Origin of the sequence: Blastococcus sp. TF02-09 (assembly GCF_003319105.1) — a bacterium.
GTDB lineage: Bacteria > Actinomycetota > Actinomycetes > Mycobacteriales > Geodermatophilaceae > Blastococcus.
This window is the reverse complement of sequence record NZ_QOHH01000012.1, coordinates 14,359-29,397: the sequence shown is the minus strand read 5'-3', so window position 1 is coordinate 29,397 and position 15,039 is coordinate 14,359. Positions and strand designations below refer to the sequence as shown.

Sequence of the window (15,039 nt, the reverse complement as noted above, 5' to 3'; positions counted from 1 at the left end):
GTTGCGCGCCCGGCTGCTGGCGCAGATGGCCTCCTGCCATGCGGACGCGGGCCGGCTCGGCGTTTCCTCCGGGCTCTCGGGGGACGCGCTGGCGGTGGCCGAGGGCTCGGGCGATCCGGACGCGGTCCTCGACGCCGTCCGCGCGCGGATGAAGGTCACCGTCGACACGTTGCGCCCGGAGGAGCGGCTGCGCCTGGGCCGGCTGGCGATCGGGCACGCCGGCGCGACGGGGCAGTCGCTCATGGAGCTGTGGGGTGCCAAGTGGCGGATCGACGCCGCCCTGGAGACCGGGGATCTGGTGAACACCGAGGAGGAACTGGCCCGCGTCTCCGCGCTGGCGCGGCGGACCGGGCTCCCGCTCGTGCGCTGGCACGACCTGCGGCTGCGCGCCTCGGTCGCCGCGCTGGTCGGCCGCTTCCCCGAGGCGCTCGAGCTCAACGAGCGGGCCCGCGAGCTCGGCGCGCGCGAGCTGGCCCAGGATCTCTCCACGGCCGGCATGTCCGGCGCCTTCGTGCTGCAGCACGCGCTGATCACCGGCGACATGCGCAGCTGGGACGACGAGAACCTGCACCTGCTGGACGCCGCGGGCGACGTGCCCATCGTGCTGGTCAGCCGGGCGCTGGTGGCGTTCCTCCGCGGCGACCAGGACGGGGCACGTGCCCGCTATGAGGAACTGAGCCGGCGGCTGGCCGACCCGGACTTCGCGGCATCCAGCGGGGTGCCCACGAACCTGGTGCCCCTGGTCGAGGCGTTCGGCGATCCGGGCACCGCCGAGGTCCTGGCCGACCTGATCGCGGCCCGCCCGATCGCCGCCGGTGGTGCCGGGGTGTACTGCTGCGGCCCCATGGCCGGGCTCCTGGGCCGGCTCGAGGTCGTCCGCGGCAGGACGGATCACGCGATCGCGGCCTTCGAGGAGGCGCTGGCCGTCGACACCGGTACCGGGGCCCGACCGGCCGTGGTGCACGACCGGCTCGGGCTGGCCGGGGCGCTGCTGGGCCGCGGGCGGCACGAGGACCTCCCCCGAGCCGGCGAGCTGGCCCGCGCCGCACGACGGGAAGCGGACCGGCTGGAGATGCCGGGACCGGCCGCGGCCGCCGTCCGCCTGGTGGACGCGGTCACCGCCGCAGGGCGCGCGGCCGACCCGCTCACCGGGCGCGAACGGGAGATCGCCGAGCTGGTCGCGGCGGCGCTCACCAACCGGCAGATCGCCGAGCGGCTGGTGCTCTCCGAGCGCACGGTGGAGAGCCACGTGCGCAGCATCCTGGCCAAACTGGGCGCGGCGAACCGCACCGAGATCGCGGTCCTGGCGTCGACCGGCCGCTAGCGCGGGACCGCCACCAGGGCCGGACGCCGGCGCCCGGGCACGCACGCGATCGCGGCCAGCGCCAGCGCGGCGCCGTCCTCGATCAGCGCAGCGGTCAGGGCGGGCATGCGGTCCGCCGCCCACCGCCGCCAGCCGGCCCCGGCCACGGCACCCACCGCGGCCGCGACCGCGCCCGCCGTCGCCGGCAGCGCGCCGTTGGCCCCGGACCTGGTCGCCAGCCGGGCGCCGCCCTCGAAGCCGCCAAGCAGCCGCGACGGCATCCCCGCCCGGCTCAGCCGGGACGGGGTGCCCGGCTGCTTGTCGGCGACCAGCTCCACGGCTAGGGCGACCGTCGTCGCCACCTTGCCGGGCAGGGTGGACCGGCCCGGTCCGGAGCCGCGGGGCGCGGTGAGGACCGGCCCGGCGAAGCCCAGGCTGCTGCGGCTGCCGGTGGCCAGGCCCAGCAGCGCGGATCGCCCCACCACCACCGCACCGGCGGGGCGCCGCGGGGTCCGCCGCTCGCGGTCGGTCGGGGCCGCCTCGAGCACCGCCTGCGCGGCCGCTCCGTAGGCCAGGTGCGGCACGACGTCGGCTGCCCACTCGGCCGCCGACCAGGTGCGCGGGTCCCCGATGCCCAGCCCGGCGACCGCGAGGTCCGTGGCGGCTGCGGACGTCGCGCCGGCGAGGACCGCACCCACGGGGGCCGGGAAGCGCACGCCGGAGGAGCGGACCGCGCTGGCCAGCACTCCGACGCCGAGCCCGTTGCCGAGCCCGGCGAGGGCCGCCAGCGCGCTCCGGCGGAACTCCTGCGTCCGACCGGTGCCCGGCACCGACCGGCCGATCCGCTCGGCCACGGCGTCCACGATCCGCCCGGGAACCGGACTGGCCGGGCGCCCGCGCAGCGCCCTGTCGAGGTGGCCCACGGCGTCCAGCGCGACGGTGCCGGCGGCGCCGGCGGCCAGCCCACGGAGAAAGGTCCCGGTCATGTCCTCGACCCTGGTCGCCCCGGCCGGAGTCGGCAACCGGCGGTCAGCCCAGGAGCGCGGTCACCGCACGGGTGGCGTCGCGGATGCAGGCGGGCACGCCCACGCCGTCGAACGCCGCACCCGCGACCTCCAGGCCGGGCACCTCCGCGACGGCGGAGCGCACCGCGGCGACCCGTTCCCGGTGCCCGACCAGGTACTGCGGCAGCCCACCGCCCCACCGGACCAGCGCCGTCTGCAGCGGCTCGGCGCGGTCGAGGCTCAGCAGGTCGGCGACGTCGGCCACGACCGCGGCGACCAGCTCGTCGTCGTCGCGCTGCAGGTCCTGCTCCGCGCGGAACCGGCCCACCGACGAGCGGACCAGCAGCGCCTCGCCGCCGTCCAGGTGCGGCCACTTCGCCGAGGAGACGGTCACGCCCTTGACCAGGCGCCCGGTCACCGGCGGCACGAGCAGGCCGGACCCGGCGGCGACGTCCTGGGCGGGGAACGCCATGGCGACGACGGCCATCGACGCGTACGGGATGCCCGCCAGCGGCTCGACCACCGCGGGCGTCACCTCGCGCAGCAGGCGGGCCGCCTTGAGCGCGGGGGCGGTCACCAGCACGGCGTCGGCGTCGAGCAGCTCGGGCTCGGCCGCGGACCCGGCGGAGAGCTGGAAACCACCCGCTGCGCGCCGCAGTCCGTGGGCCGGCGTGCGGAGCCGGACCTCGGCGCGGGCCGCCTCGACCAGCGCGGCCGGCAGCGAGCCGATGCCGTCGGAGACGGTGACGAACACCGGGCCGTCGGCGTCGCCCCGGCTGCGGGCGCCGGCGTCCCGGGCGGCCGCCACGGCACCCAGGAGCGATCCCGCGGCCGGCAGGGTGGCGGCCAGTGCCGGCATGGTCGCCTGCAGCGACAGCTCGTCGGCGCGCCCGGCGTAGACCCCGCCCAGCAGCGGCTCGACCAGCCGGTCGACGACCTCGTCGCCCAGCCGCTCGCGCAGCAGCGCGCCCACGGCGACGTCGCCGGTGGGACGGACCGGCGGGAGGTCGGCCTCGGCCCGCACCCGGGCGACGCCGTCGGGAGACAGCAGGCCCTCGAGACCGTCGGCGGACGCGGGGACGCCGAGCACGGTGCCGGCCGGCAGCGGGTGGCGGCCGTCGGGCAGCACCACCGAGGCCTGGGTGGTGGCCGGCGCGACGAGCCGGTCGCCCAGCCCCAGGGCCTCGACCAGCTCGACGGCGTCCGGCACGCGGGCGAGCATCGCCTCCGGTCCGGTGTCGTACCAGTGCCCGGCCAGCTCGACGCGGTGCAGCTTGCCGCCGATGCGGTCGCCCGCCTCCAGCACCACGATCTCGTCGTCGGGACGGCGACGGCGCCACTGGAAGGCGGCGGCCAGGCCGGTGATGCCGGCCCCGACGACGACGAACCGGGTCATCGCGTGGTCAGCTCGTGCACCAGCTCGGCGACGTGGGTGAGCACGTCGGGGTCGGTGTCGGGCAGCACGCCGTGGCCCAGGTTGAAGATGTGCCCGCGGGCGGCCCGGCCCTGCTCGACGACCCGGCGCACCTCGCGGTCGACCGTCGCGCGGTCGGCCAGCAGGACGGCGGGGTCGAGGTTGCCCTGCAGCGAGCGGTGCGGGCCGACGCGGCGGGTGGCCTCGTCGAGCGGGATCCGCCAGTCGACGCCCACGACGTCGGCACCGGCGTCGCCGATGAGCGGCAGAAGCTCGCCGGTGCCCACGCCGAAGTGGATCCGCGGGACGTCGCGCTCACCCAGGCCGTCGAACACCGCGCGCGAGTGCGGCAGCACCCGCTCGGCGTAGTCGGCGGCCGAGAGCACGCCGGCCCACGAGTCGAAGAGCTGGACCGCCACGGCGCCGGCGTCGACCTGTGCGCGCAGGAAGATGGCCGCCGACACGGCCAGCTTGTCCAGCAGCCGCGACCACGCCTCGGGCTCGGCGTACATGAACGCCTTGGTGCGGGCGTGCTCCTTGGAGGGGCCGCCCTCGATCAGGTAGGTGGCGAGGGTGAACGGCGCCCCGGCGAACCCGATGAGCGGGGTGGCCCCCAGCTCGGCCACCAGCTGACGCACCGCCGTCTGCAGGAAGCCCAGGGCCTCGGGTTCCAGGGCCGGCAGCGCCTCGACGTCGGCGACCGTGCGCACCGGCTTGCCGATCACCGGGCCGATGCCGGGCTTGATCTCCACGTCCATCCCGGCGACGACCAGGGGCAGCACGATGTCGGAGAAGAGGATAGCCGCGTCGACGCCGTGCCGGCGGACCGGCTGCAGGGTGATCTCGGTGACCATGTCCGGGTCCTGGCAGGCGTCGAGCATCGCCGTGCCGGCGCGCAGGCTGCGGTACTCCGGCAGGGAGCGGCCCGCCTGGCGCATGAACCACACCGGCGTGCGGCTGACCGGCAGCCCCCGGGCGGCGCGAACGAGGTCGGAGTCGGCCGGGGACGTCGGGGGGACCGGGGTGGGGGCGAGGCTCACGAGCGACGATCCTCCCAGACGGCCGCCGGGCGCGTTCCCGGCGGATCGCGACACAGTCGGCCACCTCTGCGGCGCGTCGGGAGCGATGTGCTAGCGGGCGACCTACCCTGCGCACGTGGAGCCGCATCCCCTGGCCGACTCAGGGAACACGGGCAAGGACGGGCGCGGGGACGACGTCCCCGCCGCCTTCCGGGCCGCCCTGGACGCGCTCGCGGGCGTCCGCGCCCGCCCGGAGATCGTCCTCGAGCACATCCCCGCGCCCCAGCGGCTGGCCCCGTACGCCCACGCCATCGGCGCGTCGGTGAGCGAGCGGGAGGGCGACGAGGACGTCGAGATCGCCAGCGCGCGGTTCATCGTGCTGCACGACCCGGCCGGCCACGAGACCTGGCACGGGACCACCCGGTGCGTCGGCTACCTCTCGGCCGAGACCGACGAGGAGCTCGTCGACGACACGATGTTCTCCGAGGTGGCGTGGAGCTGGCTCACCGACGCGCTCGCCGAGAACGGCGCCCAGCACACCACCGTCGGCGGCACCGTCACCCGGACGGCCTCGACCCGGTTCGGGGAGCTCGCCGGGCCCGAGCACTCGGTTGACGTCGAGATGCGCGCCTCGTGGACGGCCGGCGACACGGCCCTCGACCAGCACCTGCAGGCCTGGCTCCAGGTGCTGGCCAACGCGGCCGGGCTGCCGCCGCCCGGGGTGAGCCTGCTCGGCGACGGCGGGGAGAGGCGCTGACCGGTCCGGCGTCGGGGCTCTCTACCATCGGTCCCGGCGCGGGAGCCCCCGCCCGGCGCCCGACCGACGAGAAGGTGGACGGCAACTGAGCACCGAGCCCGCTCCTGGTGCGGAGCAGCCGACCGCAGAGACCGCTCCGGAGTCCACCGCCGTCCCGCTGCTCGCCCCCCGCGACGGCCTGCCGCCGGTCATCGAGAACTCCACCCAGCTGGTCGAGTACGCCGAGGCCCTCCGCGCCGGCACCGGTCCGGTCGCCGTGGACGCCGAGCGCGCCTCCGGGTACCGCTACGGCCAGCGCGCCTACCTCGTGCAGCTGCGCCGCAACGGCTCGGGCACCGGCCTGGTCGACCCCGTCCCGCTGCCCGACCTCTCCGTGCTGCAGGACGCGATCGGCGACGCCGAGTGGGTGCTGCACGCCGCCAACCAGGACCTCCCCTGCCTCGCCGAGCTCGGCATGGTGCCGCGCCGGCTGTTCGACACCGAGCTCGCCGCGCGGCTGGCCGGCCTCCCCCGCGTGGGGCTGGGCGCGGTCGTCGAGTCGCTGCTGGGCTTCTCGCTGCAGAAGGGGCACTCCGCCGCCGACTGGAGCACCCGGCCGCTGCCCGAGGAGTGGCTGGTCTACGCCGCCCTGGACGTGGAGGTGCTGGTCGACCTGCGCGACGCGCTGGCGGCGATCCTCGAGGAGCAGGGCAAGACCGAGTGGGCCCGCCAGGAGTTCGAGGCGATCCTGGCCGCCGGCCCCGCCGCACCCCGCGTCGACCCGTGGCGGCGCACCTCCGGGGTGCACGGGCTGCGCAGCCGCCGTCAGCTGGGCATGCTGCGGGCGATCTGGGAGGCCCGGGACGAGCTGGCCCGCCGTCGCGACATCGCCCCCGGGCGGGTGCTGCCCGACTCGGCGATGGTCTCCGCGGTGCAGGCCGACCCGAAGAACGAGGGTGCGCTGCTCGAGCTGCCGGTGTTCCGCGGCCGCGCCAACCGGCGGCTGGTCGCGCACTGGTTCCAGGCGTTGGCCCGCGGCAAGGCGATCCCCGAGGACGAGCTGCCCCCGCACAGCCGGACCGGCGACGGCCCTCCCCCGGTGAACCGGTGGGCCGACCGCGACCCCGCTGCGGCGACCCGCCTCCAGGCGGCCCGCGCCGGGCTGGCGGAGCTGGCGGAGAAGCACTCCGTCCCGGTGGAGAACATCGTCTCCCCCGACCTCGTGCGCCGGCTGATGTGGAACCCGCCGGAGCCCCGCGAGCGCGAGGCGGTCGTGGCGGCGCTGCGGGCCGGGGGCGCGCGGGAGTGGCAGGTCGAGCTCACCGCCGACCTGCTCACCGACGCGATCACCCGCGCCTGACCCGTCGCCGGGCGGCGGTACCCGGAGACCTCGACCTCGCGGTACGGCGGCCAGCCTCGCGGTCGACGGCGAGGCTCGCTGCGACACCGCGAGGTCGAGGTCGCGGGGCGCGCTCAGCGGAACTTGCGGGTGAGGCTGTCCATCGTGCGGTTCACCGTGGCCACCTTGAAGTGCGAGAGCCCCCCGGTCGCGCCCGCGGCGATCATCGCCTCGTGCGCGGCCCGCAGGGTGGCCCACACCTCGTCGGCCTCGCCCTCGAGCGTGGTCCCGAGCGCACCCACCTCGTAGCGCAGCCCCGACGCCTGGATCACCGCGATCGCCGCCTCGACGTGGGCGTGCGGGTCCTCCGCCGTGCCCGGCGGCGACGGCGCCACTTGGATCTCGGCGATCACGGTCACTGCTGGGCGCCGTCCACGCGTTCGGCCACGCTCTCCTCGGTGCGCTCGCCGAGCTTCGCGCTCCACTCGGCGATCCGGCGGGCGACGTCCTGCTCGGTCAACCCGACGTCGGCGAGCACCTGACCCCGGCTGCCGTGCTCGAAGAACTGCTGCGGCAGCCCCAGGGTGCGCACCGGCACGTCGACGTCGCGGTCCTGCAGGGCCTGGGTGAGCGTGCTGCCCACTCCCCCGGCGCGGCCGCCGTCCTCGACGGTGACCACGAGCCGGTGACCGGACGCGAGCGCGACCAGTTCGGGAGACACCGGCAGCACCCACCGCGGGTCCACGACGGTGACGTCGATGCCGTGGTCGGCGGCCCGCTCGGCGGCGGCCAGGCACACCGGCACCATCGAACCGACGGCGACCAGCAGCACGTCCTCGGTGTCCCCGCGGCGCAGCACGTCGACCGGCCCGCGGCGCTCGAGCGCCGGCAGGTCGGGCGGGAGGACGCCCTTGGGGAACCGGATGACCGAGGGGCCGTCGGAGATGTCGACGGCCTCGTGCAGCGCCTCGCGCAGGGTCGCCTCGTCCCGCGGCGCGGCCAGGTGCACGCCGGGCACCACCGACACGATCGACATGTCCCACATGCCGTTGTGCGAGGCGCCGTCCTCACCGGTCACGCCGGCGCGGTCGAGCACGACGGTCACCGGCTGGCGGTGCAGGGCGACGTCCATGAGGAGCTGGTCGAACGCCCGGTTCAGGAAGGTCGAGTAGACGGCGACGACGGGGTGCATCCCGGCCATCGCCAGGCCCGCGGCCGAGGTGAGCGCGTGCTGCTCGGCGATGCCGACGTCGAAGGTCCGCTCGGGGAAGCGCTCGCCGAAGGCGGCCAGGCCGGTCGGGTGCAGCATCGCTGCGGTGATGGCCACGACGTCGGGCCGCTCGGCGCCCACGCGCACCAGCTCGTCGGAGAACGCGTCGGTCCACGGGCGGCCGGTCTTGCGCACGCTGGCGCCGCTGTCCGGGTCGAAGACGCCGGTGGCGTGCCAGGCGTCGATCTGGTCGGTCTCGGCGGGCGCGTAGCCGAAGCCCTTGGTGGTGACGGCGTGCACGATGACCGGCCCACCGAACGAGCGGGCCCGGCGCAGCGCGGACTCCATCGCCCGGACGTCGTGCCCGTCGACGGGGCCGACGTACTTCAGGCCGAGGTCCTCGAACATGCCCTGCGGGGAGAGGACGTCCTTGAGGCCCTTCTTGATGGCGTGCAGCGCGTCGTACAGCGCCGAGCCCACCACGGGTGCCCGGTGCAGCGCCTGACGCACCTGGAGCAGGGCGTTCTCGTAGCCGGGGCGCAGCCGGAGGGTCGCCAGCGCGTCGGCGACGCCGCCGATGGTCGGCGAGTAGGACCGGCCGTTGTCGTTGACCACGATGACCACCGGGCGGTCCTGCGCGGCGGCGATGTTGTTCAGCGCCTCCCAGGCCATGCCGCCGGTCAGCGCGCCGTCGCCGATGACGGCGACGACGGGGCGTGAGTCACCGCGGATCGCGAAGGCCTTGGCCAGCCCGTCGGCGTAGGACAGCGACGTCGAGGCGTGGCTGTTCTCGACCCAGTCGTGCTCGCTCTCGGCCCGGCTCGGGTAGCCGGACAGGCCGTCGCGCTGGCGCAGCCGCTCGAAGTCCTCGACCCGGCCGGTGAGCATCTTGTGCACGTAGGACTGGTGGCCGGTGTCGAAGACGATCGGCTCGCGGGGTGAGTCGAAGACCCGGTGCAGCGCGATGGTCAGCTCGACGCAGCCGAGGTTCGGGCCCAGGTGTCCACCGGTCTTCGCCACGCTGGTGACCAGCGCGTCGCGGATCTCGGCGGCGAGCACGGGGAGGTCGTCGGGGCGGAGGGCTCTGACGTCCTCCGGGCCTCGGAGCGATCGCAGGAGGGGCACGTCGCGGCGGTGTCCTGTCTGGCGTCGTCGGTCGGTCGGCGACGGGGGCGCCGCCGACGACCACTGTAAACGCGATCGGCTGCCCCCTCCGGGCGAGCGGAGGAGGCAGCCGTCACGCAGCGGGTGGATCAGCGACCGGCGGACCGGCGTCCCCGCGAGGCCAGCGCGTCGATGACGACCGCCAGCAGGAGCACCGTGCCGGTGATGATGTAGCGCAGCGCCGAGGACAGGTTGAGCAGATCCAGCCCGTTGGCGATGGCGCCGATGACCAGCGCACCGAGCAGCGCGGAGTACATCCGGCTGCGGCCACCGAAGAGGCTGGTGCCACCGATGACCGCGGCCGCGATCGCGTTGATGAGGGTGTCGGCCGCGCCGGAGCTCTGGTTGGCGAAGCCCAGCCGCATCGCGGCCACCGTGCCGCCCACCGCGGCCAGCATCGAGGCGATGGCGAACACCGAGGTGCGCAGCGCGTCGACCTTGATGCCGGCCCGCCGCGCCGCCTCGATGTTGCCGCCGACCGCGAAGATCGCCCGGCCGTACCGGGTGCGGCGCAGCACGTACTCGATCAGGGACAGGATCGCCACGAAGACCACGAAGATCCACGGCACGCCGCGGTCGATCGACAGCTTCGCGACGACGGCGAGCAGCACGGCCAGCAGCAGCAGCGCCTGCGCCACCGGCACCCACAGCGCCCCCACCGGCAGGCCGGCCCGGGTGCGCCGGGTGCGGGTCGCCAGCTTCGCGGCCAGGAACAGCACCGGCAGCACCACGGCCAGGCCGTACGCCTGCCAGTCGGCCAGGTAGGAGAACCGGCCGAACTGCTGCAGCCCGCCGCTGGGCGGCAGGTTGATGGTGCCCTGCGAGCCGAGCACCTGGAGCTGGGCGCCCTGCCAGACCAGCAGGCCGGCCAGCGTCACGATGAACGACGGCACCCCGAGCTTGGTGAAGACCAGCCCGTGGATGGTGCCGATCACCAGCCCGCCGAGGGCCGCGGCCAGCAGCGACACCACCGGCGAGTAGCCCTCGTTGACGTTGAGGACGGCGAGGATCGCCGCCGCCAGCCCGGAGACCGAGCCGACCGACAGGTCGATCTCGCCGAGCAGCAGGACCAGCGTCACGCCGGTGGCGATGATGCCGACCGCCGCGATCTGCAGGCACAGGTTGACCAGGTTGAACGAGTTCAGGAACGTCGAGTTCAGCGACTGGAAGACGATGACGATGACGACCAGGCCGACGACGACGGGCAGCGACCCGAGGTCGCCGCCGCGCAGGCCGGCCAGCCGCTCGCGCAGCATCTGCTTGGGCTGCTGGGGTGCGGCATCCGGGACCGGGACCGCCGGGTCCATCGCCGCGGCGTCGGCCGTGCTGTCGGTGGAGGTGCTCATGCCTGGGTCCCCTCGGTACCGGCGGAGGTGGCGGCCGAGCGGCCGGCCACACGCGCGGCCCGCTCGCTGACGACGTTGGTGTCGGCACCGGTGATGGTGGCGACGAGCTGCTCGCGGGAGACGTCGGCCATCGCGAAGCGGCCGGCCACGCGGCCCAGCCGGAGGACGACGGCGCGGTCGGCCACGGCCATGACGTCGGCCATGTTGTGGCTGATCAGCACCACGCCCAGGCCCCGCTCGCGCAGCCGCTCGACGAGGTTGAGCACCTGGGCGGTCTGGGCGACACCGAGGGCCGCCGTCGGCTCGTCGAGCAGCACGACCTTGGGCGAGCCGAGCAGCGCGCGGACGATGGCCACCGACTGGCGCTGACCCCCGGAGAGGGAGGCCATCGGGATGCGCACGCTGGGCAGCTTCACCGACAGCTGCTCGAGCAGCTCGACGGTGCGCCGCTCCATCTCCGCCTCGTCCAGGGCGACGCCCCGGGTGAGCTCGCGGCCGAGGAAGAGGTTGGCGACGACGTCGAGGTTGTCGCAGATGGCCAGGTCCTGGAAGACCGTGGCGACGCCGTGGGCCGAGGCGGCGGCCGGCGTGTGGATCGAGACCTCGCGGTCCTCGATCCGGTAGCTGCCCTCGTCGGCGGGGCCAGCGCCGGACATCACCTTGACGAGGGTGGACTTGCCCGCGCCGTTGTCGCCGATGAGGGCGACGACCTCGCCGGCCCGGACCTCGAAGTCCACGTCGGAGAGGGCGCGGACGGCGCCGAAGCGCTTCTGGATGCCGGTGAGGGACAGCAGGGTGGTCCCCACCGGTGGGGTGTGCGGCTCAGTGCTGAGCACGTCGGCGCTCACGCGGTTCCTCCTGGTGCTGCGGGGTGGTGGGGGTGCCGGGATGACCGAGGCCCCGTGGGCCCGGGCAGGACGCCCGGGCCCACGGGGCACCCGATCACGACAGGATCACTGCAGGCCGATGGCCGCGCAAGCGGCTGCGTACTCCGGCGTGCAGATGTCCTCGACGGTCCAGAAGCCATCGGCCACGACGGTGTCCGCGAGGGTCTCCTGGGTGACGACGACCGGGTCGAACAGGGTGGTCTGGACGTCGCCCGCGCCGTTGTCGACGGTGGTGTCGCCCTCGACGTCCTCGCCCTGCGCCAGCGCGATGGCGACCTCGGCGGCCTTCTCGGCCTCGGGGGCGATCGGCTTGTAGACCGTCATGTACTGCTCACCGGAGACGACCCGCTGGATGCCCGCGAGCTCGGCGTCCTGACCGGTCACCGGCGGAAGCGGGTTGATGCCCGCGGTCTGCATGGCGGAGATGGCGCCACCGGCGGTGCCGTCGTTGGCGGCGTAGACGCCGACGAAGCCCGTCGGGCCGAGGGTCGCGATCTGGCCGTCCATGAACGACTGGGCGTTCTCCGGCTCCCACTCGGGGGTGAAGAAGTCCTCGTTCTCGGGCTGGAGGGTGAAGCCGGACTCGTCGAAGACGTTGTGCGCGCCCTCGTTGAACTGCTGGGCGTTCGGGTCGGTCGGCGAGCCGTTGATCATGACGATGTTGCCGCTGGTCACGCCCTGCTCGGTGAGCCGGTCCACCAGCGCCTGCGCCTGGGTCTCGCCGACGGTGACGTTGTCGAAGGAGACGTAGTAGGCGACCTCGGCGTCGCTGATCGAGCGGTCGTAGGCCACGACCGGGATGTCCTGCTCGGCCGCGGTCGCGGCGATGTTGGCCGCGGCGTCGCCGTCGACCGGGTCCAGCACGAGCACGTCGGCGCCGTTGTTGATGGCGGCCTCGGCCTGCGACTGCTGCTGCGCGGCGTCCTGGTTGGCGTTGCTGTACAGGACCTCGCAGGTCTCGCCACTCGGGCACTGGTCCTCGATCGCCGCCTCGAACAGCGGCCGGTCGAAGTTCTCGTACCGGGTGGTCTGCGACTCGGGCAGGAGGAAGGCGATCTGCAGGCCGTCCTCGCTGTTGCCGCCGCCGCCACCACCTCCGCCGCCCTCGCTGTCGCTCTCGCAGGCGGAGACGGCGAGCATCGCCGTCAGAGCCAGGCCCAGGGCCGCGCCTCGACGCTTGTCCACGGAAACTCCTCGGTGAGTCGTAAGACTGTGGGCGCAACGTGATGCACCGCACGGAACGGTCAACCTTCTGCCGGAAATTGTCAATACGACATAGAGCCGTCACCAAATCGAGACCTCTTGCGTCGATGGTTGACAGAAGCACCCCCGCCCCCGACCATCACCGACCATGGGGAACCGGCCGTGGCTGCCTGCCGTCACGGGTCCGCCGCGCCGTCTGGTCCAGGCCCTCCGCCTCGCCGGTCCGGCCACCCGCGCACAGCTCGTCGAGCTGACCGGCCTGTCCCGCGCCACGGTGTCGGGCTACGTCGCCGAGCTGGTCGAGCGGGGCCTGGTCACCCCCGCGGACCCCTCCGGGCACCTCCCGACCGGCGGCCGCCCGGCCAGCCTGGTGCAGCTCACCCGCGTCGCCGGCGTCGTCGTCGGCATCGACATCGGCCGCACCCACGTCCGGGTCGCCGTGGCCGACCTGGCCCACGAGGTGATCGGCGAGCACGTGGCCTCGGTGCCCGTGGTCGACCTGGGCGCCGACGCGGTGCTCGACACCGTCGCCGCGCAGGTGCGCGCAGAGCTCGACCGGGTGGGGGCCACGACCGACGACGTCGTGGGCATCGTCGCCGGCCTGCCGACGCCGGTCAGCGGTGCCGCCGGCGCGCTCGACGGCACCGTGGTGAAGTCCAACATCCTGCCCAACTGGTCGGGCACGGTGCCCGCGGCCGAGCTGCGCGAGCGCCTGGGCCTGCCGGTGATGGTGGACAACGACGCGAACCTCGGTGCTCTCGCCGAGTCGCGCTGGGGTGCCGGTGTCGGCTCGCGGTCGACGGTCTACCTCAAGCTGGCCACCGGTATCGGCGGCGCGCTCGTCCTCGACGGAGCGCTGCTGCGGGGCGTGTCGGGCACCGCCGGCGAGATCGGGCACGTCAGCCTCGACCCCGACGGCGACCTGTGCCGCTGCGGCAACCGCGGCTGCCTGGAGCTCAAGGCCGGGGGCGGCGCCCTGCTGCGCGCCGTCCGCACCGCCGCGCCGCACCTGGCGGACCTGCGCGCCCTGGTCGACGCCGCGGTGGACGGCGACCAGGCCTGCCGCCGACTGGTGGCCGACGCCGGCACCTCCGTCGGCGTCGTCCTCGGCGGGCTGGTGAACACGCTCAACCCCGACCGCATCGTCATCGGAGGCGAGCTGGGCACCGCCGGCGACCTGCTGGTGGACCCGATGCGGCGGGCGCTGGCGCAGTCGGCCATCCCGTCTGCCGTCGAGGGCCTGGACGTGGTGCCCGGCAGCCTGGGCGGCCGTGCCGAGGTGCTCGGCGCCGTCGCGGCGGCCCTGAGCGAGCCCGACCGGTTCGCCGGCTGAGACCACCCGGGGGTCCGCTTGCTGCGGCCGGGCCCCCGGGTCCTCTTCCCCGCCCGCTCAGAGCCGGGGGACCCACCGCTCGCCGCGCAGCGCCCCGGCGACGACCTCCACCCCCCGGGCGGCGGCCGCCAGCCGGGCGCCCTCCCGCTCGTAGGCCCGCATCGCCGCCTCGATGGCCTCGACCGGCAGCTGGTCGGCCAGCTCGACGCGGACGGTCCGCCAGCCGGCGCGGGCGGCCTCCAGCCCGGCGGCGACGTGGTCGGCGGCGAACCGGGCGAGCAGCACCGGATAGCGGCGCAGGACCTCGTGCGCCCGGTAGTCCGGCGGGACCAGGTCGTAGAGCCAGACGACGGCGCTGCGCTCCCAGTCGGGCGCACCGGGCGGGCGCACCTCGTCCGGCCAGCCCGGCGGCACCGTCGCGTCCACCGCACCAGTGTGCCGCACGGTCGAACGGATGTTCGATCCGCCTTGCCCGGGTGGGCGCGCCGACGCCGACCGCTGGTCCGACGTCGCGCACCGCTACCCCTGGCGCCGAGCGGTGCGGGCGGCTAGAGCCTGTGCTGTGCGTCTCCGACTCCCGCAGCCGACCAGCGCGCCCGAGGTGCGCATCCTGCTCAACCGCGACGTCGCGATGAGCAGGGGCAAGGCCTGCGCCCAGGCCGTCCACGCCGCGCTCCGAGCCTTCGACGTGCCGCACGGCCGGGTGGTGGTGCTGACCGGCTCGGCCGAGGAGGTGGCCGCGATGCCCGTCGTCATCCGCGACGCGGGGCTGACCGAGGTGCCGCCGGGCACCACGACCGCCGGCGCGACGGTGCTCGGCTGACCCCTCCCGGGCGCAGCAGGCCCGTCAGGAACCGACCTGGCGCTTCAGCCAGAACTGCTCGAAGCCCCACGTGCCGGCGCCGCTGGAGTGGTAGCTGACCAGCTCCCACCCCTCCGATCCCAGCTGGTTGAGCACCGAGCTGGTGTCACCGTGCTGGCGTTCCGACGAACCGCCGGGGAGCTTGACGCTCACGCCGGCCCGCTGCGACTCCGCGTCGTTGGCGGTGATGACCGAGGCGTATTCCCACGTGGGCACCCC

15 protein-coding genes are annotated in these 15,039 nt (G+C 75.0%); 5 read left to right on the top strand and 10 right to left on the bottom strand.

The features are described 5' to 3' along the window. Positions 1 to 25: 25 nt before the first annotated feature. A complete protein-coding gene (locus DQ239_RS21365; RefSeq protein ID WP_348519335.1) occupies positions 26 to 1,324 on the top strand; it encodes a LuxR C-terminal-related transcriptional regulator in 1,299 nt (432 codons plus the stop codon). On the opposite strand, the gene DQ239_RS16830 is transcribed toward DQ239_RS21365, so the two are convergent. Genes DQ239_RS16830 through hemE form a run of 3 tightly spaced genes read right to left on the bottom strand, consistent with a single transcriptional unit; the run spans position 1,321 to position 4,761 of the window. After that, entirely contained in the window at positions 1,321 to 2,289 is a 969-nt protein-coding gene (locus tag DQ239_RS16830) for a hypothetical protein (RefSeq protein ID WP_113835575.1), read from the bottom strand. The two genes, DQ239_RS21365 and DQ239_RS16830, sit on opposite strands and share 4 nt — an antisense overlap. 43 nt (positions 2,290 to 2,332) lie before the next feature. After that, positions 2,333 to 3,703 carry a protoporphyrinogen oxidase gene (gene hemG / locus DQ239_RS16825; RefSeq protein WP_113835574.1) on the bottom strand — a complete coding sequence of 457 codons (1,371 nt, stop codon included), beginning with the start codon at positions 3,701 to 3,703 and terminating at the stop codon, positions 2,333 to 2,335. Continuing rightward, positions 3,700 to 4,761: a uroporphyrinogen decarboxylase gene (hemE, locus tag DQ239_RS16820; RefSeq protein WP_199583102.1), complete on the bottom strand. Its 1,062-nt coding sequence runs from the start codon at positions 4,759 to 4,761 to the stop codon at positions 3,700 to 3,702. Before hemE ends, hemG begins: the two co-directional genes overlap by 4 nt. A 115-nt stretch (positions 4,762 to 4,876) precedes the next feature. On the opposite strand from hemE, the gene DQ239_RS16815 reads away from it, so the two are divergent. Both DQ239_RS16815 and DQ239_RS16810 read left to right on the top strand, forming a co-directional pair. Beyond that, a complete protein-coding gene (locus DQ239_RS16815) occupies positions 4,877 to 5,497 on the top strand; it encodes a DUF3000 domain-containing protein (protein WP_113835573.1) in 621 nt (206 codons plus the stop codon). An 85-nt stretch (positions 5,498 to 5,582) separates the two neighbouring features. Then, positions 5,583 to 6,836: a ribonuclease D gene (locus tag DQ239_RS16810; RefSeq protein WP_113835572.1), complete on the top strand. Its 1,254-nt coding sequence runs from the start codon at positions 5,583 to 5,585 to the stop codon at positions 6,834 to 6,836. A gap of 113 nt (positions 6,837 to 6,949) precedes the next feature. Here DQ239_RS16810 and DQ239_RS16805 read toward each other — a convergent pair whose 3' ends face one another. From DQ239_RS16805 to DQ239_RS16785, 5 genes are all read right to left on the bottom strand, one after another. Then, positions 6,950 to 7,228: a thiamine-binding protein gene (locus DQ239_RS16805; protein ID WP_233489412.1), complete on the bottom strand. Its 279-nt coding sequence runs from the start codon at positions 7,226 to 7,228 to the stop codon at positions 6,950 to 6,952. Between the two features lie 2 nt (positions 7,229 to 7,230). Next, positions 7,231 to 9,150, bottom strand: coding sequence for a 1-deoxy-D-xylulose-5-phosphate synthase (gene dxs, locus DQ239_RS16800; protein WP_113835570.1), 1,920 nt, complete (start codon positions 9,148 to 9,150; stop codon positions 7,231 to 7,233). Positions 9,151 to 9,278: 128 nt separating this feature from the next. Then, positions 9,279 to 10,535, bottom strand: a complete 1,257-nt coding sequence (locus DQ239_RS16795) for a sugar ABC transporter permease (protein ID WP_113835569.1) — start codon at positions 10,533 to 10,535, stop codon at positions 9,279 to 9,281. Further along, positions 10,532 to 11,383 (bottom strand): ATP-binding cassette domain-containing protein, encoded by an 852-nt coding sequence (locus tag DQ239_RS16790; protein ID WP_233489410.1) that lies wholly within the window; start codon positions 11,381 to 11,383, stop codon positions 10,532 to 10,534. Before DQ239_RS16790 ends, DQ239_RS16795 begins: the two co-directional genes overlap by 4 nt. Before the next feature lie 105 nt (positions 11,384 to 11,488). After that, on the bottom strand, positions 11,489 to 12,607 hold the full coding sequence (locus DQ239_RS16785; RefSeq protein WP_199583100.1) for a substrate-binding domain-containing protein: 1,119 nt from the start codon (positions 12,605 to 12,607) through the stop codon (positions 11,489 to 11,491). A gap of 166 nt (positions 12,608 to 12,773) precedes the next feature. On the opposite strand from DQ239_RS16785, the gene DQ239_RS16780 reads away from it, so the two are divergent. Then, positions 12,774 to 13,958, top strand: coding sequence for an ROK family transcriptional regulator (locus tag DQ239_RS16780; protein WP_113835568.1), 1,185 nt, complete (start codon positions 12,774 to 12,776; stop codon positions 13,956 to 13,958). Positions 13,959 to 14,015: 57 nt separating this feature from the next. On the opposite strand, the gene DQ239_RS16775 is transcribed toward DQ239_RS16780, so the two are convergent. Beyond that, positions 14,016 to 14,384: a hypothetical protein gene (locus tag DQ239_RS16775; RefSeq protein WP_113835567.1), complete on the bottom strand. Its 369-nt coding sequence runs from the start codon at positions 14,382 to 14,384 to the stop codon at positions 14,016 to 14,018. Between the two features lie 136 nt (positions 14,385 to 14,520). On the opposite strand from DQ239_RS16775, the gene DQ239_RS20440 reads away from it, so the two are divergent. Continuing rightward, positions 14,521 to 14,781 (top strand): hypothetical protein, encoded by a 261-nt coding sequence (locus DQ239_RS20440; protein ID WP_158544867.1) that lies wholly within the window; start codon positions 14,521 to 14,523, stop codon positions 14,779 to 14,781. A gap of 24 nt (positions 14,782 to 14,805) precedes the next feature. Here the strand turns inward: DQ239_RS20440 and DQ239_RS16765 are convergent, their stop codons facing one another. After that, the gene (locus DQ239_RS16765) at positions 14,806 to 15,036 is read right to left on the bottom strand and encodes a DUF4177 domain-containing protein (RefSeq protein ID WP_113835566.1); all 231 of its coding nucleotides are present in this window, start codon (positions 15,034 to 15,036) and stop codon (positions 14,806 to 14,808) included. Positions 15,037 to 15,039 lie beyond the last annotated feature (3 nt).

Excerpts from the sequence above, each read along its gene's own strand:
- DQ239_RS16830 (WP_113835575.1), bottom strand. The coding sequence starts at position 2,289 with ATGACCGGGACCTTTCTCCGTGGGCTGGCCGCCGGCGCCGCCGGCACC.
- DQ239_RS16780 (WP_113835568.1), top strand. The coding sequence starts at position 12,774 with ATGGGGAACCGGCCGTGGCTGCCTGCCGTCACGGGTCCGCCGCGCCGT.
- hemG (WP_113835574.1), bottom strand. The coding sequence starts at position 3,703 with ATGACCCGGTTCGTCGTCGTCGGGGCCGGCATCACCGGCCTGGCCGCC.
- DQ239_RS16795 (WP_113835569.1), bottom strand. The coding sequence starts at position 10,535 with ATGAGCACCTCCACCGACAGCACGGCCGACGCCGCGGCGATGGACCCG.
- DQ239_RS21365 (WP_348519335.1), top strand. The coding sequence starts at position 26 with ATGGCCTCCTGCCATGCGGACGCGGGCCGGCTCGGCGTTTCCTCCGGG.